This is a genomic window from Olsenella phocaeensis (assembly GCF_900120385.1).
Lineage (GTDB): Bacteria > Actinomycetota > Coriobacteriia > Coriobacteriales > Atopobiaceae > Olsenella_I > Olsenella_I phocaeensis.
The window spans coordinates 184,923-203,112 of record NZ_LT635494.1 but is presented as its reverse complement, the minus strand read 5'-3'; the positions used below and the strand labels follow the sequence as shown (position 1 = coordinate 203,112).

The 18,190-nt window shown below is 68.5% G+C and carries 16 protein-coding genes and 2 pseudogenes; 4 read left to right on the top strand and 14 right to left on the bottom strand.

Translation table 11 applies throughout. The features are described from left to right. Window positions 1-76: 76 nt before the first annotated feature. The gene (gene pta, locus BQ7388_RS00880) at window positions 77-1,054 is read left to right on the top strand and encodes a phosphate acetyltransferase (RefSeq protein ID WP_072499554.1); all 978 of its coding nucleotides are present in this window, start codon (window positions 77-79) and stop codon (window positions 1,052-1,054) included. A 97-nt stretch (window positions 1,055-1,151) separates the two neighbouring features. On the opposite strand, the gene BQ7388_RS00875 is transcribed toward pta, so the two are convergent. From BQ7388_RS00875 to BQ7388_RS00850, 7 genes and pseudogenes are all read right to left on the bottom strand, one after another. Next, window positions 1,152-2,969, bottom strand: coding sequence for a [FeFe] hydrogenase, group A (locus tag BQ7388_RS00875; protein WP_072500403.1), 1,818 nt, complete (start codon window positions 2,967-2,969; stop codon window positions 1,152-1,154). Then, entirely contained in the window at window positions 2,963-3,229 is a 267-nt protein-coding gene (locus tag BQ7388_RS12550) for a hypothetical protein (RefSeq protein WP_200781478.1), read from the bottom strand. The genes BQ7388_RS00875 and BQ7388_RS12550 overlap by 7 nt, the downstream gene beginning before the upstream one ends. A 196-nt stretch (window positions 3,230-3,425) precedes the next feature. Further along, window positions 3,426-3,638, bottom strand: a pseudogene (locus tag BQ7388_RS12800) (2Fe-2S iron-sulfur cluster-binding protein); the annotation flags it as partial. A 44-nt stretch (window positions 3,639-3,682) separates the two neighbouring features. Next, window positions 3,683-5,512, bottom strand: a complete 1,830-nt coding sequence (locus BQ7388_RS00865) for an NAD(P)-binding protein (protein ID WP_072499553.1) — start codon at window positions 5,510-5,512, stop codon at window positions 3,683-3,685. Between the two features lie 293 nt (window positions 5,513-5,805). Further along, window positions 5,806-7,398 carry a phosphoenolpyruvate carboxykinase (ATP) gene (gene pckA / locus BQ7388_RS00860; protein WP_062531267.1) on the bottom strand — a complete coding sequence of 531 codons (1,593 nt, stop codon included), beginning with the start codon at window positions 7,396-7,398 and terminating at the stop codon, window positions 5,806-5,808. Window positions 7,399-7,560: 162 nt separating this feature from the next. Continuing rightward, window positions 7,561-8,952, bottom strand: a complete 1,392-nt coding sequence (locus BQ7388_RS00855; RefSeq protein ID WP_072499552.1) for an ATP-binding cassette domain-containing protein — start codon at window positions 8,950-8,952, stop codon at window positions 7,561-7,563. 3 nt (window positions 8,953-8,955) lie between these two features. Beyond that, window positions 8,956-9,960 (bottom strand): ABC transporter substrate-binding protein, encoded by a 1,005-nt coding sequence (locus BQ7388_RS00850; RefSeq protein ID WP_072499551.1) that lies wholly within the window; start codon window positions 9,958-9,960, stop codon window positions 8,956-8,958. 98 nt (window positions 9,961-10,058) lie between these two features. Between BQ7388_RS00850 and BQ7388_RS00845 the strand changes: the two genes are divergently transcribed. Together BQ7388_RS00845 and BQ7388_RS00840 are read left to right on the top strand one after the other, a co-directional pair. Beyond that, on the top strand, window positions 10,059-10,940 hold the full coding sequence (locus tag BQ7388_RS00845) for an aldose 1-epimerase family protein (RefSeq protein ID WP_072499550.1): 882 nt from the start codon (window positions 10,059-10,061) through the stop codon (window positions 10,938-10,940). A 7-nt stretch (window positions 10,941-10,947) separates the two neighbouring features. Next, window positions 10,948-11,511, top strand: a complete 564-nt coding sequence (locus BQ7388_RS00840) for a GNAT family N-acetyltransferase (RefSeq protein WP_072499549.1) — start codon at window positions 10,948-10,950, stop codon at window positions 11,509-11,511. Between the two features lie 332 nt (window positions 11,512-11,843). Here the strand turns inward: BQ7388_RS00840 and BQ7388_RS00835 are convergent, their stop codons facing one another. The 6 genes and pseudogenes from BQ7388_RS00835 to BQ7388_RS12795 form a co-directional block, all read right to left on the bottom strand. Beyond that, window positions 11,844-13,025, bottom strand: a complete 1,182-nt coding sequence (locus BQ7388_RS00835) for an acetate/propionate family kinase (RefSeq protein ID WP_072499548.1) — start codon at window positions 13,023-13,025, stop codon at window positions 11,844-11,846. A gap of 84 nt (window positions 13,026-13,109) precedes the next feature. Next, window positions 13,110-13,535, bottom strand: coding sequence for a C-GCAxxG-C-C family protein (locus BQ7388_RS00830; protein ID WP_072499547.1), 426 nt, complete (start codon window positions 13,533-13,535; stop codon window positions 13,110-13,112). A 1-nt stretch (window position 13,536) separates the two neighbouring features. Further along, complete coding sequence (locus tag BQ7388_RS00825) at window positions 13,537-13,893, bottom strand: histidine triad nucleotide-binding protein (protein ID WP_009279111.1); 357 nt, start codon at window positions 13,891-13,893, stop codon at window positions 13,537-13,539. A 67-nt stretch (window positions 13,894-13,960) separates the two neighbouring features. Then, window positions 13,961-14,233, bottom strand: coding sequence for an exodeoxyribonuclease VII small subunit (gene xseB / locus BQ7388_RS00820; protein WP_072499546.1), 273 nt, complete (start codon window positions 14,231-14,233; stop codon window positions 13,961-13,963). Between the two features lie 225 nt (window positions 14,234-14,458). After that, window positions 14,459-15,061 (bottom strand): annotated as a pseudogene (locus BQ7388_RS00810) (zinc metallopeptidase); the annotation flags it as partial. Between the two features lie 229 nt (window positions 15,062-15,290). After that, window positions 15,291-16,439, bottom strand: a complete 1,149-nt coding sequence (locus tag BQ7388_RS12795; protein ID WP_456319906.1) for a ribonuclease D — start codon at window positions 16,437-16,439, stop codon at window positions 15,291-15,293. Window positions 16,440-16,526: 87 nt separating this feature from the next. Between BQ7388_RS12795 and BQ7388_RS00800 the strand changes: the two genes are divergently transcribed. Beyond that, window positions 16,527-17,468, top strand: a complete 942-nt coding sequence (locus BQ7388_RS00800; RefSeq protein WP_009279106.1) for a diacylglycerol/lipid kinase family protein — start codon at window positions 16,527-16,529, stop codon at window positions 17,466-17,468. Here the strand turns inward: BQ7388_RS00800 and BQ7388_RS00795 are convergent. After that, window positions 17,465-18,178 (bottom strand): acyl-[acyl-carrier-protein] thioesterase, encoded by a 714-nt coding sequence (locus BQ7388_RS00795; protein WP_009279105.1) that lies wholly within the window; start codon window positions 18,176-18,178, stop codon window positions 17,465-17,467. The two genes, BQ7388_RS00800 and BQ7388_RS00795, sit on opposite strands and share 4 nt — an antisense overlap. Window positions 18,179-18,190: the final 12 nt, after the last annotated feature.

The window sequence follows — 18,190 nt, the reverse complement described above, 5'->3', positions numbered from 1 at the left end:
AAAGCCAGGCCCAGGCCCCATAGATTGGGGCCGAGCGGCCTTCTTGGGCAGGGAACAACAACCAGAAGGAGAGTCGATGAGCGAGTTTCTGCAGCGCATGAAGGACGCAGCCAAGGCCGACGTCAAGACCGTCGTCCTGCCTGAGGGCGAGGACCCCCGCACCATCGAGGCGGCCAGGAAGATCGTCGCCGAGGGCCTGGCGAAGCTCGTCATCCTGGGTGACCCCTCCCAGATCGACGTCGAGGGCGCAGAGGTCATCGACCCCAGGACCAGCGAGCGGCACGAGGCATACGCCCAGAAGTTCGCCGAGCTGCGCGCGAAGAAGGGCGTGACCATCGAGCAGGCCCGCGAGCAGATGGACGACGCCACCTACTTCGGCACCATGATGGTGAAGATGGGCGACGCGGACGGCCTGGTCTCGGGCGCCTGCCACTCCACCGCCAACACCCTGCGTCCCGCGCTGCAGATCCTGAAGACCGCCCCTGGCACCAAGCTCGTCTCGGCCTTCTTCATCATGTGCACCGACAAGGCGGAGTACGGCCAGGACGGCACGCTGCTCTTCGCCGACTGCGGCCTGAACATCGACCCCACCGCCGAAGAGCTGTCCGAAATCGCCATCGCCTCGGCCAACACCTGGAAGCAGTTCATGAGCGACGAGCCCAAGGTCGCCATGCTCTCCTTCTCCACCAAGGGCTCCGCCAAGGGAGAGGTCCCCGAGAAGGTCCAGGAGGCCACCCGCCTCGCCAACGAGAAGGCCCCCGAGCTCGCCCTCGACGGCGACCTCCAGCTCGATGCCGCCCTCGTGAAGAGCGTCGCCGCCCTCAAGGCCCCCGGGTCAAAGGTCGCCGGCAACGCCAACATCCTGGTCTTCCCCGACCTCGAGGCGGGCAACATCGGCTACAAGCTGGTCCAGCGCTTCGCCGGCGCCGAGGCCTACGGCCCGGTGCTCCAGGGCATCGCCAAGCCCGTCAACGACCTGTCGCGCGGCTGCTCCGCCGACGACATCGTGGGCGTCGTCGCCATCACCGCCGTCCAGGCCCAGATGGCCGAGTAGCCCCTCCGGCACAGGCCCCAGGACGAACGGTGGCCCCTCTCGCCCACATGGGTGAGAGGGGCCACCTCCTTTTCTGGCGAACCCCGTGCCTGGAAGCCTAGCGTCTCGCCAGCGCCGCGTCCGGGGCGGACTCCGCCTCGCGTATCCACTCCGCGGGCATCTTCCAAGCCCGGAGGTCGGTGTGCAGCAGCTCCTCGGCGAGCTCGGAGTTGGGCTCTCCGAAGAACTCCTCGTAGCAGCGCCTGACGGCGGGGCTCTCGTAGGAGTTGCGCCACTCCGAGCGCCTGTCGAAACCGTAGAGCGCCTGCCCGCGCACGCCGGCAAGCTCCTGCCCCTCGTGGATGGGCTGCCCGCCGCCGCCCACGCAGCCGCCGGGGCAGGCCATGACCTCGACGAAGTCGTATTGGGCCTCTCCCGAGACCAGCGCCTTGCAGAGGGCGTCGGCATTGGCCAGCCCGTGAGCGACGGCCACCCTGAGCGTGGTCCCCGCCAGGTCGAAGCTGGCCTCCTTCCATCCCTCGAGGCCCCTCACGTCGCCGAACATGTCGTCCTTGGGCGGCCTCCCGCTCACCAGGTAGTGCGCGGTCCTGAGCGCGGCCTCCATGACGCCGCCCGTGGCCCCGAAGATGATGCCCGCGCCTGTCCCCACGCCCAACGGCTCGTCGAAGGGCTCCTCCCCGAGGCTCGCCACGTCCACGTGGTCCGCCCTCAGGAGCCGTTCGAGCTCGCGCACCGTGAGCGCGCAGTCGACGTCGGGGTCCCCGCAGGCGTCGTTCATGTTGGGATAGGCGCACTCCGCCTTCTTCGCCACGCAGGGCATGATCGAGAGCGAGAAGACCTTGTGGGGGTCGAGCCCCAGCAGCTGGGCGTAGTAGCTCTTCACCACGGCGCCGAACATCTGCTGGGGGCTCTTGCTGGTGGACACGTCGTCCACCAGCTCGGGGTGGTGCGCCTTCACGAAGCGGACCCAAGCGGGGCAGCAGGAGGTCATGAGCGGGTAGGGACGGCCCTCGCCCAGGTGGCGGAGGAGCTCGGTGCCCTCCTCCATGATGGTGAGGTCGGCCGCCACGTCGGTGTTGACCACGTAGTCGAAGCCCATGTGACGGAGGGCGGAGACGAGGCGCCCCATGCCCGCCGTCTCCCCCAGGCCCCAATGGTCGCCCCAGGAGGTGCGCACGGAGGGGGCTATCTGGACGACGGTCGTCACCTCGGGGTCCTGGAGCGCGTCGTAGACGCGGGACACGTCGTCGCGTTCGCGCAGCGCGCCCACCGGGCAGTGGGTGATGCACTGGCCGCAGAGCGTGCAGTCCACGTTGAGGATGCTGGCCCCGTCGGCCACGTCCACCGTGGTGTGGGTCGCGCGGTTGGTGATCCCCCAGACGTGCGAGGCCTGGACCTTGTCGCAGACCTGGATGCAGCGCATGCAGCGGATGCACTTGTCGTTGTTGCGTATGAGGGGGAAGCCCTGCGGCCAGGAGCCATGGGGAAGGATGGTGGGATATGGCATGCCCACGAGGCCAAGGTCGTTTGACACCTCCTGCAGCGAGCAGTTGCCCGAGCGCACGCAGGTCGTGCAGGTCGCGTCATGCTGCGAGAGGAGCAGGAGCACGTTCTCGCGGCGGGCGCACCTCACCTTGGGGCTGTTGGTGAGGACTTCCATCCCCTCTTCGACGCAGTTGTTGCAGGAGGCGACGAGGCGCTCTCGGCCCTTGACCTCCACGACGCAGACACGACAGGAGCCGATCTCGTTCAGCTCCCTCAGGTAGCAGAGGGTCGGGACCTTGGACCCCGCGGCGCGGCAGGCGTCCAGGATGCTGGTGCCCGCGGGGACCGTGACGGGCATCCCGTCCACGACGAGGCTCACCGCCTTGGTCGCGACGCCCCTCTCGCCTTGCTCGTGCTCGTGTCCTACCACTGGATCTCCCTCCCCCCGCGGAAGGCCCCGAAGCCGAAGTGGTCGCAGCGCAGGCAGCGCGAGGACTCCTGCAGCGCCTCCTCGGGCGTGAGCCCGCGCTCTATCTCCTCGAAGTTCCGCTTCCTCTCCCCCGCCTCCCGCAGGATGGTCTCGCAGCGGGCGCAGTGCCCCATGTCCTCGAGCTGGGGCGCGGGGACGTCGACGTCGAGCTCGATCCTGTGGTCGAAGCCCAGGTAGTTGTCGATGTTGCCCGCAGCCACCTTGCCAGCGTTTATGGCCTTGATGACGGTGGCGGGACCCGTCTGGCAGTCCCCGCCCGAGAAGACGCCCTCGAGCTCGGGGATGCTCGCGTCGGTCTGGGTCGAGATGCGGCCCCAGGAGGTGGGGATGCCCAGCNGAGAGGAGCAGGAGCACGTTCTCGCGGCGGGCGCACCTCACCTTGGGGCTGTTGGTGAGGACTTCCATCCCCTCTTCGACGCAGTTGTTGCAGGAGGCGACGAGGCGCTCTCGGCCCTTGACCTCCACGACGCAGACACGACAGGAGCCGATCTCGTTCAGCTCCCTCAGGTAGCAGAGGGTCGGGACCTTGGACCCCGCGGCGCGGCAGGCGTCCAGGATGCTGGTGCCCGCGGGGACCGTGACGGGCATCCCGTCCACGACGAGGCTCACCGCCTTGGTCGCGACGCCCCTCTCGCCTTGCTCGTGCTCGTGTCCTACCACTGGATCTCCCTCCCCCCGCGGAAGGCCCCGAAGCCGAAGTGGTCGCAGCGCAGGCAGCGCGAGGACTCCTGCAGCGCCTCCTCGGGCGTGAGCCCGCGCTCTATCTCCTCGAAGTTCCGCTTCCTCTCCCCCGCCTCCCGCAGGATGGTCTCGCAGCGGGCGCAGTGCCCCATGTCCTCGAGCTGGGGCGCGGGGACGTCGACGTCGAGCTCGATCCTGTGGTCGAAGCCCAGGTAGTTGTCGATGTTGCCCGCAGCCACCTTGCCAGCGTTTATGGCCTTGATGACGGTGGCGGGACCCGTCTGGCAGTCCCCGCCCGAGAAGACGCCCTCGAGCTCGGGGATGCTCGCGTCGGTCTGGGTCGAGATGCGGCCCCAGGAGGTGGGGATGCCCAGCCCCTCGAAGGGGGCCGACTCGATGGCCTGGCCGATGGCGACGACCACGCGGTCGCAGGCGATGGTGCGCTCGGGCGCCGAGGCAGGTCGGGGAGCCGGCCTGCCCCCGCGGTGCCCGCCGATGAGCTGGGGCTGGACCACGAGTCCCGCGACCCTGCCCTCGGAATCGGCCTCTATGCGGACGGGGGCGTTGAGCTCCAGGATCTCGCAGCCCTCGGCCCGGGCGCCCTCGATCTCCTCGTCCTGCGCCGTCATGTCGCAGGCACGGCGGCGGTACACGATGTAGACGCGCTCGGCGCCGCAGCGCACGCTGGAGCGCGCGACGTCCATGGCGACGTTGCCGCCGCCCACGACGCAGACGTGCTGCCCCGAGAAGTCGGGCATCTCTCCGTCGCCGATGGAGCGCAGCATGTCCACCGCGCTCTCGACCCCCGGCAGCCCTTCCCCCGCTATGTCCAGCTTCTTGTCGCCATGGGCGCCGATGGCCAGGTAGACAGCATCGTATTCCTCGCGCAGGCGCGCGAGGCCGGCCGCGTCGACCTTCTCGTCCATGCGGACCGTGACGCCCTGGCCCACGATCCAGCCGATCTCCTGGTCCAGCCGCTCGCGCGGGAGGCGGTAGGCGGGGATGCCGTAGCGCAGCATGCCGCCCAGATGGTGTCGGGCCTCGAAGACCGTGACCTCGTGCCCCATCAGCGTCAGGTAGTAAGCGCAGCTGAGGCCGGCGGGACCGCCCCCCACCACACAGACCCTCTTGCCCGTCGAAGCGGCACGCGCGGGCTCCTCGGGAGTCCCCTCGTGCTCGCAGGCAAAGCGCTTGAGCGCGCGGATGTTGATGGGGTCGTCCACCATCCCGCGGCGGCAGTTCCTCTCGCAGGGATGCTCGCAGACCAGGCCGCAGACCAGGGGGAAGGGGTTGTCCTTCCTGATGAGGCGGACGGCGTCCGCGCACCTGCCCGCCCGGACGAGCGCGAGGTAGCCGGGCACGTCCACGCCGGCGGGGCACCCTGCCACGCAGGGCACGCTGGGAGCCAGGGCGCTCGCGCAGGAGTTGTGGCTCACGTGGCTCACGAAGTCGTCCCTGAAGCCCCTCACGGCCCTCAGGGCCATGGCGCCGGCCTCGTAGCCTATGGCGCAGTCGCTCGAGAGGTAGGCCGTCTGGGCGAGCCGCTCGATCTCGTCGATCGTCGCCATCGTCGCCGTGCCCGTGAGCACGTCGCTCAGGAGGTGCCTGAGCGCCCTGAGCCCCACGCGGCAGGGCGTGCACTTGCCGCAGCTCTGTGTCGCGCACATGTTGACGAACGACATCGTGAACTCGACCGGGCAAGGGGCGAGGGAGCTCACCTCGAGCCGCCTGCCCACCGAGGCATGCAGCTCGTCCATCACCTTCTGCTCGGGAGTCAGTTCCAACAGATGAAATCGAGCCATCTGCCCCCCTATGGTCTGGGGCGCGCCCGCGCCCGGCCTGAGCGTGGCCGCGTTCCTCTCCCCTGGCCACGCACCTGAATGTATATAGCTAAGGATGGGCCAAGGGCTGTCGTTTGGGGACCGAGGGGGCCGTTGCGAGGGAACCAGTGGAAGGAAAGCGGGGATGGGTGGCCGGGCGAGAGGGGCGCGCGGCCGAGGTCGGAGGCGCCGTCGCACCGGAACGTGGCACAGGCTCCGACGGGGGCCGGCCCCCGGGAGCCAACGCCGCACGCTGGCCCCGGGAGCCGACGGCGCTAGGCGGGGTTGGGTCCCGCGGCCCTCACGGCAGGGTCCATATCGGGGTACTTCTCGCGTGCGTTCTCCACGAACATGCCCGCGAGCTGGCGGGCGACGCCATCATAGGCGGCCTTGTCCGCCCAGGTTCCACGCGGGTTCAGGACACGGCTGTCAACGCCCTCGATGTGCTGGGGCACGTCCACGTTGAACACGGGGTCGTGGACGAACTCCGCCTCCTCGACCGAGCCGTTGAGCGCCGCCGAGACCATGAGACGGGTGGAAGCGAGGTCCATGCGCATGCCCACGCCGTAGGGGCCTCCCGTCCAGCCCGTGTTGATCAGGTAGACCCTGGTGCCGGCCTTGTCGATCTTCTTGCCGAACATGTCGGCATAGAGCAGGGGCGAGAGCGGCATGAAGGGCTCGCCGAAGAGGGTCGAGAAGGTGGGCTGGGGCTCGTCCACCCCGCGCTCGGTGCCCGCGACCTTGCTGGTGAAGCCGCTCAGGAAGTGGTACATGGCGCCGTTCTTGTCCAGGCGCGAGATGGGCGGGAGCACGCCGAAGGAGTCGCAGGTCAGGAAGATGATCACGTTGGGATAGCGCCCCTGGCCCATGACCTGGGCGTTGTCGATGAAGTCGATGGGGTACGCCACGCGCGTGTTCTCGGTCAGGGTGCCGTCGAAGTAGTCGGGCTTGCGGGTGGCGTTGTCCACGATCACGTTCTCGCAGATGCTGCCGAAGCGGATGGCGTTGTAGATCTGGGGCTCGGTCGCGGACGAGATGCGGATGGCCTTGGCGTAGCAGCCGCCCTCGAAGTTGAAGACGCTCCCCTCCGCCCAGCCGTGCTCGTCGTCACCGATGAGCATGCGGTCCGGGTCGGCCGAGAGCGTGGTCTTGCCCGTGCCGGAGAGGCCGAAGAAGACGGCCGTCTCGCCCGTGACGGGGTCCATGTTGGCCGAGGAGTGCATGGGCAGGACGCCCTCCTCGAGGGGCATGAGGTAGTTCATGACCGAGAAGATGGACTTCTTGATCTCGCCCGAGTACATGGTCCCCGCGATGAGGACCTCGCGCTCCTGGAAGTTGATGAGGACGACCGCCTCGGAGTGGGTCCCGTAGGTCGCGGGGTCCAGCCGCAGCGTGGGGGCGACGAGGACGCTGAAGTCCTGGGGCTCGAAGTCCGCCAGCTGGCGCTTAGACGGCCTGACCAGGAGCTGGCGGGCAAAGAGGGCCTGGCTCGCGCGCTCGCAGACCACGAGGAACTTGCGGCACCAGCGGCGATCGGCGCCGGCGATGGCGTGGACCACATAGAGGTCGCGCGTGCTCAGATGGTCGACCACGGCCTTCTTGACCCTCTCGTAGCCCTCGACGTCGAAGGGACGGTTGACGGCGCCCCAGGCGATGTCGTCGTGCACGTCGGGCGTGTCCACGATGAAGCGGTCCTCGGGGGAGCGACCGGTGTAGCGGCCCGTCTCCACGTACAGGGCGCCGCGCGAGGTCAGGCGACCCTCGTTGGCGAGCAGGGCCTTCTCCACCAGGACGGCCGGGGCCGCGTCCACCTGGATGGCACCCCTGCAGTTGACAAGACCGCAGGCAGCAAGCTGGTCTTGAATCATGACCCACCTCCTTCTCCATGGCCGCGGGCACGGGCTGGGACACGGCGCCGCGGGAGTTCAACCCATCCAGCATATGGGAAGGCCGGAGGTGCCGGGAGTTTATTAACAAAGCTTAACGAGGGACGCGCCATGGGACGGGCCGGCGCCAGGTCCGCCCGCTCGCTAGCGCGTGGGTCGCAGGGAGAGGGGGCGCGCGCCCAGGGCGCGCAGGTCCCCCTCGTCGTGGGAGGCCATGACGAGGGTCCGGCCGCCGAGGAGCCGGTCCACGAGGGAGCGGCAGCGCCTGCGCGCGTCTGGGTCGAGCCCCGCGAAGGGCTCGTCCAGAAGGACGGTGTTCGAGGGCGAGAGGAGCGCGCGCACGAGCTCGACGCGCCTGCGCTGCCCACCGGAGAGCTCGCCCACGGGTCGAAGGGGATCCACGCCGGGAAGGGCCTCCGCCAGGGTGCGCTCGACCTCGTCGCGCGCGCGGCCGCGCGCGCAGAGGAGGACGTTCTGGAGCGCCCCCATCTCGTCGACGAGGAGGCTTCCCTGGGTCTGGACGGAGAAAGGCGCGCCTCCGCGCAGCTCACCCGCCGTGGGAGCGAGGACGCCGTCGAGCAGGCGCAGGAAGGTGGTCTTCCCCGAGCCGGAGGCGTCGTTCAGGCAGGCGCGCGAGCCGGGCGCGAGCTCGAGGTCGAGTCCCTCGATGACGGAAGGGCCACCATACGAGAAGCGAAGCCCCCTGGCCACGATGGGCGTCAGGGGCGGAAGGGCACGCCCCTCTCCTCCGTCCCCTCGCCCCAGGCCCATGAGGGAGAGGCTGCGACAGAGCGGGCCGGAGGCCTCCAGCAGCGCCACGACGAGCGCCTCGCTGAGCCTCGACGCCAGGATGACCAGCGCCGTCCAGGCGAAGACGTCCGAGGTCTCGAGCAGGAGCTTGGCCTGGAAGACGCGCTCCCCCACGCTGCCCAAGGACGAGCCGACGAGCTCGGCGGCCACGGCGGCCTTCCACGCCATCCCCACGGCACTCCGGGAGGCGGCGACCACGAAGGGGAGCACCTGCGGCCAAAAGCTGGCGAGGAGACGCCTCCAGAGGGGGACCCTCATGACGGAGAGGAGCGACGACATCCCTCGGTCTAGCTCGGACAGCCCCTCCAGGACGGCAAAGAGCAGGGGCGGGAAGCAGGCGAGGAACACCGCCGCCTCGGCGACGCGCGCCGCCCCGAACCACAGGAGGAGCAGGACGATGACGCACACGATGGGGGCGCTCTTGAGCACCGTCACGCCGGGAAGGACGACGCGTCGGACGGCGGGGAAGGCGTCGAGCGCCCATCCCAGCGGGAGGGCCAAGAGGAGCGAGGCGGCAAAGCCCAGGGCGACGTGCGCGAGCGTCGCCGACCCCACCCGGACGAGCGTCCCTGCGGCAGCGAGGCGCGCGAGGCTCCCGAGCACGGCCAGGGGGCCAGGCAGCAGGAGCTCGCTCGAGACGAGGAGGCTCGCGACCTGCCAGGCGCCAAGCCAGAGCAGGCAGGCCGCGAGCCACGAGGCAAGCCTATGGGAGCGGCTTCCCCTCAAGGGCTAGCCCTGGAAGTAGAAGTCCTTGGGAGGGAGGCTCCCGCCCACGGAGCTGGCGTCGACGGAGGCGATCGCCCCGAGGTAGCCCGAAAGCGCGCTTTCCATCTCGCCGCCGGTCAGGCAGACCAGGTGGCAGGCGGGGATGGCCTTCTCGACGACCTTCTCGTTGTCCATGATCCCGGCGGCCACCACCTTCGGGGAGACGCCAGCGGGGTCGGAGTTGGCGGCATCCACCGACGCCGCATGCTCCTTCAGGAACTCCTCCACGGCAGCCGGGTGGTCCCTCAGGAAGTCGTTGCGCACGACGGTGACGCCGGTGACCATAGTGGCGCCCTCGCCCGTCGCCGCCCAGGCGTCGTTGAGGTCGATTGCAGCGCGCAGCGAGGGGTTCTTCGAGGTTGCCGCGGTCACGTAGGGCTGGGGCAGCACACCGACCGCGGACGGGTCTGCCACGAGGGCGGCCACGACCTCGGTGGGGGCGCTCTTGAACTCGAGGGTCACCTTGTCTGCAAGCTCCGACTTCTGGAGCAGGTACTGCATGACGAACTCGGGCGTCGTGCCCTTGCCGGTCATGTAGACCGTCCTGCCGGCGAGGTCGGCGAGGCTCGACACGCCCTCGTCGCCCGTCACGACGGAGAGCACGCCCAGCGTGTTGACGTCGATGACCGAGACGGCCCCCTTGGTCTTGTTGTAGAGGACGGAGGCGACGTTGGCGGGAACCAAGGCAACGTCGAGGTCACCGCTCACGACGGAGGGGACGATCTCGTCGGCGGAGGAGGCGATGGTGAAGCTGTAGGCGTTCGCGGTGCCGCCACCAGCCGCCCGATCCATGAAGGACGCGAGGCCGATGGAGGTGGGACCCTTGAGGGAGCCGACGCGCACCTCGGTCACTCCCTGGGACCCCGTCGCATTCTGCCCCTGCCACGGCGCGCCAGCGCAGCCGACAAGGGCGAGGGCGAGGAGGACCACCACGAACGACGCGAGCGGGAACAGCTTCCTCTTGTGCATGCCTGAGCCTTCCTTTGCCTGGGGGATGTACTATCTATGTGCTCACACATTGCACATATTACTGCATCCAACTCAAGCGTTCGGGGCGGGAGGACGGCATGGAGGACACGGCACGCATCTCCTCTGGTCAAATCGAGGCCGAGGTCAGCAGGCTTGGGGCTCAGCTCATGAGCCTCAAGGCGGGCGGTACGGAGTGCCTGTGGCAGGGAGACCCCCGTTGGTGGCCCCGCCGGGCGCCCGTCCTCTTCCCCATCGTGGGCAACCTCAGGGGAGACCACGCCACCAGCGCTCGGGGAGAGATACGCCTCGGCAGGCACGGCCTCGCCCGCAACGAGGAGTTCTCGTTGGTGGAGCGGGAGGGGAACCGCGTCCTCCTGGAGCTCGAGTCGAACGAGGGGACGCGCCGGTCCTTCCCCTACGACTTCAGGCTGCGCCTCTCGTACGCCATCGACGAGAGCTCGCTCGTGCAGGGCTTCGAGGTCACCAACACCGGCTCGCACGACCTTCCCTATGTGCTGGGGGGCCATCCCGCCTTCAACGTCCCGGCTGTGGGAGCCTCCGATGGCTTCGATGCCTACCGCCTCGAGTTCGCCGAGCCTTGGACCTACGCCGCTCCGCGGATCGACGTCTCGACCGGCCTCCTCGACTTCCAGGACCGCCTCCCCCTCCTGGACGGCTGCTCCGTCCTGCCGCTGACCCACAGGACCTTCGACGTCGACACCCTGGTCTTCGAGGACGTCCCGCAGAGGCGGGTTCGTCTCGTGGGGCCGGAGGGACACGGCATCAGGGTCGACTTCGCGGGATTCGACTACCTCGGCGTCTGGTCTGCCGCCGGGGACGCGCCCTTCGTCGCGCTCGAGCCCTGGACGGGCTGCGCCACGGCGGAGGACGAGGACGACGTGTTCGAGCACAAGCGGGGCATGAGGCTCCTCTCGCCCGGACAGAAAGACCGCCTCTCCTTCGTCGTCACCCCCTTCTAGGGACGTCATGTCGGAACGACGCATCAGGACGGCAGAGGTCCACGAACTTGACGACGTCATGCACGCGCTCGAGTCGTCGCGCTCCTTCATGCGCGCACGGGGCAACCCACAATGGGAACGCTCCTTCCCCACGAGGGCGGAGCTGACGTCGGAGCTCAGTCGCGGCACACTCATGGTCTGCGAGGAGGAGGGCGAGGGGGTCGTCGGATGCTTCGTCCTCGCGCCGGGGCCAGACCCCTGCTACCTGCGAATCGACGATGGAGACTGGCTGGACGACGGCCCCTACTTCGTCGTGCACCGCTTTGCCACGCTTCGTCAGGGCAACGGAGTCGGCTCCTTCATGATGGCTTGGCTCTGCGAGACGGCAGACAGCCTGCGCATGGACACCCACGAGCTCAACCTGCCCATGCAGGGGCTGCTCGAGAGGCATGGCTTCAGGCGCTGCGGGGTCATCTGCCTTTCCAACGGAGAGGAACGGCTCGCCTACCAGTACCTCTCCCCCACACACGAGCCAGAGCCGCGGGGCATCCTAGAATGGCTTCCTTGGCGCAAGGGCGGGCTCGGCAGGTAGGAGGAGCCACGACAGGGCCCTGCCAGGCGAAGGGCACTCGCCCGCAGTAGCGCAGCAACTCAAGACTCTCGACTATACAGGCCGACCAGGCCTCGCGAGTGCGCAAGCTGAAGGGTTAAGGTTGCACACTCGAGAGACGCTGGCTTCCTCTCAACTGGGAAAACACTGGGGAGAGGGACGTCGAATGCGCAACCTTAAGGTTTCAGCTTGCGCACTCGACATAGCGAGGGTAGGAATGGGCCCTGCCAGGCGAAGGAAACGCGCCCGCATTGCAGAGACGGCCCGACGGGAAATCCCGCCGGGCCGTCTCTGCAAAGCGTTTTGGCTTGAGACTACTTGCCCAGGAGCTCCTCGACGTCCATGGCGATCATGAGCTCCTCGTTGGTGGGAACCACGAGGACCTTGACCCTAGAGTCGGGCGCAGAGATGACGCGGGGCTCGCCGGAGCGGACCTTGTTGGCCTCCTCGTCGATCTTGACGCCGAGCCACTCGAGCTCCTTGGCGACGCCAAGGCGCATGATGTCGGAGTTCTCGCCGATGCCCGCAGTGAAGACCATGGTGTCGAAGCCATGCATGGACTGGGCCATCTCGGCGACGAGCTGGGAGGTGCGGTAGTAGAACATCTCGAGCGCGAGCTTGCAGTTCTCGTCGCCCCTCTCGGCACCCTCCTCGATGTCGCGGGAGTCGCTCGAGACGGCGCTGAGGGCCGCCAGGCCGGACTGCTTGTTCATCATGGTGTCGACCTCGTCGACGGTGTAGCCGCCGACGCGCTGCAGATAGAACACGGTGGCGGGGTCGACGCTGCCGCAGCGGGTGCCCATGATGAGGCCGTCGAGCGGGGTGAGGCCCATGGTGGTGTCCATCACGCGGCCGTCCTGGATGGCGGCGAGGGAGGCGCCGGAGCCCAGGTGGCAGGAGACGAGCTTGTGGACGTCGCCGTCCAGGAACTCGTTGGTGGTCTTCCAGATGAAGCGGTGCGAGGTGCCGTGCGCGCCGTACTTGCGGATGTGCAGCTTGTCGACCACGTCGCGCGGCAGGGCGTAGCGCCAGGCCTTCTCGGGCATGTTGTAGTGGAAGGAGGTGTCCGCCACGATCACGTTACCGATGCTGGGGAAGAGCTCGCGGCAAATCTGGATGACGTCTGCCTCGGCGTAGTTGTGCAGGGGCGCGAGAGGAGCGACCTCACGAGCCCAGCCCAGGGTCTCGTCGGTGACGACCTTGGACTCGGGGAAGTACCAGCCTCCCTGGACCACGCGGTGGCCGATGCCCTCGATCTTCGAGGTGTCGAAGCCGGCCTCGTCCAGGATCTTGAATACGTGCTGGATGGCGGTCTTGTGGTCCGGCAGGGCCACCTCGAGCTTCTGCTTCTCGCCGTCGTTCTCCTGGTGGCCGATGAACGAGCCGTCGATGCCGATGCGCTCGCAGTTGCCCTTTGCAAAGACCTGGCGGGTCTTGGTGTCGAGCAGCTGGTACTTGAGCGAAGAGCTGCCGGCGTTGATGACTAGGACGTTCATGGATCTCCTCTCGAGGCGGTGTGCCCAATCGGCACAAACTCTCTCTATCATAGCCCTCCGCCAGCCATGGGAGGACGTCACGGGCTAGGCCTGGCGCGTGCGCGCCTCCCGGAGCACGTCCTCGGCGATCCTCACCGCGTCGCTGACGCACTTCGTGCAGGGCGCGAGCACCGTTCCCGTCCCCACCCCCTTGAGCTCGCGACAGGTGGTCGATCCGTTTGCCTCGCCAAATCGCTCCACGATCTGGCGCGAGAGACGGTACGTGGATGCCTTGCTGTTGGGATGGTCCAGGTCGCCCGTGCTGTTGAGGAGGCCGGCAACCATGCATGCGCCCGCGACGGCGCCACAGGTGGCCTGCATGCCGCCCATGCCAAGCCCCAGTCCCTCGGCAGCCCTGAAGAGGGAGGCCTCGTCCATGCCCAGCTCGTCGGCGAAGCTGCACGCCACCGCCTGGGCGCAGTTGTAGCCGCGGGCGTGTCGCTCGGCGGCCGCCTCCTCATGCGACGGCACGCTAGGACCTCGCGATCAGGCCCTCGCCCAGGGACTCCCCGCCCAGGACGTGGAGATGCAGGTGGTGGACCGTCTGCCCGGCGTCATCGCCCGTGTTGGTGATGACGCGAAACCCCGTCTTGTCGATGCCCTCCGCGCGCGCGACCTCGCCCACGGCATGCGCGAGGGCGGCCAAGGTCGCCTCGTCGACGCCGTCGAGGATGTCCTCATGATGGCTCTTCGGGACGACCAGGACGTGCGTCGGCGCCTGGGGGCTCATGTCCCTGAACGCGCAGACCAGCTCGTCCTCGTACACGTAGTCGGACTCGATCTGGTGGTTGGCGATCTTGCAGAAGATGCAGTCGTCCCTGATGGCCATGGCCGTTCCTCTCCCCAGATGTCTGTTGCTTCCCGCTGGCATGGCGCGATGCGCCCGGACGCGGCGGCTACTCGTCCAGATAGGCGGTAGACGGCGCGGCCGTGGTGTCCGCGACGGCGGCGGGTTCTGTCGAGTCCACGAGCAGCTGCACCTTCTGCTCCGCCTCCGCGAGGCGCCTGCGCAGGCTCTTAAGGAGCTCGACGCCCCGTCCATAGCGGCTGAGGGACTCCTCGAGCTCGAGGTCACCCGCCTCGAGGGAGCGCACGATCTGCTCGAGCTCGATCGAGGCCTCCTTGAAGCTCAGCTGCTCAACGTCGGCGTTCGCGGTCTTCTCCTCCATGGGGCTACTCCTTTCGCGGGGCATCCTGCCCCGCCGCTTCCGGACTTACGTTCGTGACGACCGTGCCCACGCTGCCATGCGCGAGCAGCAGCCGAAGCTCGTCGCCCACGCCAACGCTCTCCGCGTCGCTCAGGACGTGCCCCTCGCCGTCGCGGGCTATGGCGTAGCCGCGCGTGAGGACCTTGAGGGGCGAGAGCGCCTCGAGCGTCGCCGCGAGGCGCAGNCCTGGCGGGCGCCGCGCCCGTCGAGCCCCTGGCCGTTCGCCGAGAGGTAGGCGACCGCGCGGCGCGAGGCGTCGATCTCGACGGGGAGGGTGACGAGCTGGAAGACGACCGAGAAGGCGAAGAGGGCGATGGCCAGGCGCACGAGGCCGGAGAGGCTTAGGAAGACGCCCAGCATGAAGACGACCGCCCACGCCTGCTGGGTGACGTTGACGACGGGCACCAGCGCCGAGCGCAGCCTGCCGAAGGCATAGCCCCTGGCGGTCTGCACGGCATGCCCGGCCTCGTGACAGGCCACGGCGACCGAGGCGACCGAGCCCTGCGCGTAGTTCTCGCCCGAGAGGTGCAGCTGGTTGTCGCGCGGGTCGAAGTAGTCCGTGAGGTGGCCCTCCACCCTGGTGATGCCCACGCCATGCGCCCCACCCGAGTCGAGCATGCGGCGGGCGACCTCAGCCCCGGTGGCGCCCAGGGTGGACGGGACCTTGGACCACTTCCTGTAGGTGGACTGGATGTAGCTCTGGGTGAGGAGCCCCAGGACGAGCGAGACCAGGACCACGCCCAGGTAGCCCAGGTCCGCACCGTAACCGTAATACATGCCCATTGGCATACGACCTGCCTCCCATCCGATCGGTGACATGGAGCACTTGTACCCCATCCGCCCGCGCTGTCTTGCGCCCATCCTACGACAGTCCTGGGACACAATCGGCAAGGCCGCTCAGAGAAGCTCGATGTGTCCGTCCTTGACGGTGAGGCCCATCTCGCCCGAGAGGAGGCGGGAGAGCTGGCTTCCCAGGAGCTCCGCCCTCCACGAGCGCGAGAGCTTGGAGGAGGCGGGGTCAGAGACGTAGTCCTGGAGGTCCTCCCTCGTGGCGATGAGCTGGGCGGCGACGCCGCTGCACTCCGAGACCAGCCTGAGGANTGCGCTCCAGGGCCATGAGTCCCTCCGCCTCGAGCTTGCGGGCGAGCTGGGCCACCTGCTGGCGCAGGAGCCCCTCGCCCGCCACGCTGATGCGCGACGCCACGAACGAGAGCCTGCCGCTCCCCCGGTATACGTTGAACCTGCCCTGCATCTCGAGCTGGAGCCCGTCCCTGAGCCGCACGCCGGACTTGGCGTAGCTCCCGCGCCAGACGATGACGTCCATCGCGGAGGAGTCGTCCTTCACCTGGAAGTAGCAGTGGCCCGAGCGGGCGTTGGGGCCTCGGAACCCCGTCACCTCGCCGTTGACGAGCAGGGTGGGCATGGCGTCCGCCGCCGCGGCGGCAAGCCCCACCGCCTGGCTCACGGAGATGNGGGCCGCCTCGCGCTCGCGCCAGGCACAGACCTCGCGCGCGACGGAGAGCTGGCGGCGGGTGAGGGAGTTGGAGCGCTTGAGGTGCAGGTAGGCGTCCCTGGGGTCGCGCTCGACGCGCGAGGGGTCGGTGAGGGAGCGCATCTCGGGCTCGAGCCAGGCCAACCTGTCGCGGCGGGCGAGCTCCGACACCATCTGCTCATAGATGCGCGGGAGGTAGATCACGTCGTCCTCCGCGTAGCGCAGCTGCTCGGCGTCGAGGGGGCGGCGGGACCAGTCGGTGAGCGACTCCGCCTTGGGCAGGCGCACGCCACAGCAGGCCTCGACGAGGGCACCGTAGCCAATCTGCTGGCGATGCCCCAGGAAGGCAGCGGCGAGCTGGGTGTCGAAGACCGGCGCGGGCACGCAGCCCATGCCGTCCAGGATGACCTCGAGGTCCTGCGTACACGCATGGAAGACCTTGGTGACGGAGCGGTCCTCGAGGAGCCTCCTGAGGGGCGTGAGGTCCTCGATGAGGATGGGGTCGACGGCACACGACTCGTCGGCGGTCGCGACCTGGATCAGGCAGAGCCGGGGAAAGTAGGTCCTCTCGCGCAGGAACTCGGTGTCCACCGCCAGCACCTTGGAGTCCGAGGCCCGCTCGCAGAAACGCGCGAGCCCCTCCGCGTCAGATATGTACACGCACGCTCGATTCATGTCTTGTCGCCAAAACGGATACATTTGTATCCGTCGGCCGGCCCCTCGCCGGCCCCACCATCATACTCAAGGCCGTCGGAGGTCAGCATGCGCAGCCTCATAGTCCACAACAACGCTTCCGGCTTCGGGTCGGACGCGGTCTTCGAGTTCGAGCGCGCCCTGCTCGAACAGGGCGACGAGTGCGTGATGCGCGTGCTGCCCGGCTCGGGAGGAGGGCGCGAGTGCCTCGCGGACGCGGAGGACTTCGACCTCGTCGTGCTCTCGGGCGGGGACGGCACGGTGTCCGGCCTCCTCTGGGAGCTCAGGGGCCGCGACGTCCTCAGCTGCGTGTTCCCCTCGGGCACGGCCAACCTCCTGCACGCCAACCTGGGATCGGCCGCCGAGCCCGCGGCGATCGCCCGGGCCTGCAGGCGCGGCCTCTGGGCGCGCACCGACCTCGGCGAGCTGAGCTGGGAGGACCCCTCCGGCGCACACGTGTGCGGATTCGGCGTCATGTCCGGGACAGGCTACGACGCCCGCCTCATGCAGGCCGCCGTTCCCAACAAGCAGAGCATGGGGGAGGCGGCCTACTTCGCGGCGGCGCTGAAGAACATCCGACCGCAGGTATCACACTTCTCCATAGAGGTGGATGGCGAGCGTCACGAGCGTGACGGCATCGCCTGCATGGTCGCCAACTGCGCCATGATCCAGGGCGAGGTGGAGATCGTCCCCGACAGCAGCATGGACGACGGGCGTCTCGACGTGATCGTGCTCGAGACCGAGGACGCCGTCCACCTGCTCAGGCCCATGTTCGCGAGCCTCGTCGACCCTGCGGGAAGCCACCTGGGCAGGCCATACCTCGAGCACTTCTCGGGCGAGAGGGTCCACGTCCGCTCGAGCGAGCCCATGCCCATGCAGATCGACGGCGAGCTGGTCACGGAGGGGGTCACCGAATACGAGGCGCGGGCCCTCCCCTCCTGCTGCAAGTTGGTGGTGGACGGCCTCAGCCGCTACAGGCCACAGGGCGAGCGGGCGCCGGTGCGCCCCTAGCGAGAGAGCCGGACCACGGCGTAGCTCCTCTCGCCGCCGTCCGAGAGGTCAACGCAGGCGCCGTCCTGCCACCGGTGGACCCGGGGCGCCACGAGGTCCCCCAGAAGTGCCATCTGGCGGTACTGCACGCAGATCCGCCGTGGCTCGAAGGCCTCGCCCAGCTCCTCCAGCGCGTCGCAGGCAAGCTGGATGTACTGGGCATTGTTGACGTGGCGGTTCGTGTCGAGGTGCTGCTCGGCGATGGTCACGGGACGCGTCTCTCGGTACGGTCCCTCGACCTCGAGCTTCCTCTTGGTGGGTGGCAAGTCGAGCCGGGGCGTGTCCTCGGCATATGCCAGCTGGGACTCCGGTATGCGCACGGGTGACTTTGCCTCGGTGTCATACACGAACCAGAGCGAGTCCGCCTGGACGTAGGTCCTCCCCTCGGGCGAGGAGATGGTGAAGCAGCGACCCGCCTGGGTGCGCCTCATGCTGTACGCCCAGGTGGAGACCACGATGGGGTCGAAGAAGCGCGGGAGCTCGTCAATCTCGATCTGCCAGGCGGAGATGAACCACGCGAAGTGGTGCGCGGCCATGAAGTCAAGGCCGATGCCCAGGCTCTGCGACTGGAAGGTCGAGCAGTCCTGCAGGTAGTTGACAAGGCCCAGGAGCGACAGCCTCCCGTCCTCGTCGCACTCGCTGTAACGCACCCTGCCATCGAAGCTGTACATGCGGCACCTCGC

Excerpts from the sequence above, each read along its gene's own strand:
- BQ7388_RS00825 (WP_009279111.1), bottom strand. The coding sequence starts at position 13,893 with ATGGCCATCAGGGACGACTGCATCTTCTGCAAGATCGCCAACCACCAG.
- pckA (WP_062531267.1), bottom strand. The coding sequence starts at position 7,398 with ATGATTCAAGACCAGCTTGCTGCCTGCGGTCTTGTCAACTGCAGGGGT.
- BQ7388_RS00850 (WP_072499551.1), bottom strand. The coding sequence starts at position 9,960 with ATGCACAAGAGGAAGCTGTTCCCGCTCGCGTCGTTCGTGGTGGTCCTC.
- pta (WP_072499554.1), top strand. The coding sequence starts at position 77 with ATGAGCGAGTTTCTGCAGCGCATGAAGGACGCAGCCAAGGCCGACGTC.
- xseB (WP_072499546.1), bottom strand. The coding sequence starts at position 14,233 with ATGGAGGAGAAGACCGCGAACGCCGACGTTGAGCAGCTGAGCTTCAAG.
- BQ7388_RS00865 (WP_072499553.1), bottom strand. The coding sequence starts at position 5,512 with ATGGCTCGATTTCATCTGTTGGAACTGACTCCCGAGCAGAAGGTGATG.
- BQ7388_RS00835 (WP_072499548.1), bottom strand. The coding sequence starts at position 13,025 with ATGAACGTCCTAGTCATCAACGCCGGCAGCTCTTCGCTCAAGTACCAG.
- BQ7388_RS00800 (WP_009279106.1), top strand. The coding sequence starts at position 16,527 with ATGCGCAGCCTCATAGTCCACAACAACGCTTCCGGCTTCGGGTCGGAC.
- BQ7388_RS00840 (WP_072499549.1), top strand. The coding sequence starts at position 10,948 with ATGTCGGAACGACGCATCAGGACGGCAGAGGTCCACGAACTTGACGAC.
- BQ7388_RS00795 (WP_009279105.1), bottom strand. The coding sequence starts at position 18,178 with ATGTACAGCTTCGATGGCAGGGTGCGTTACAGCGAGTGCGACGAGGAC.
- BQ7388_RS00845 (WP_072499550.1), top strand. The coding sequence starts at position 10,059 with ATGGAGGACACGGCACGCATCTCCTCTGGTCAAATCGAGGCCGAGGTC.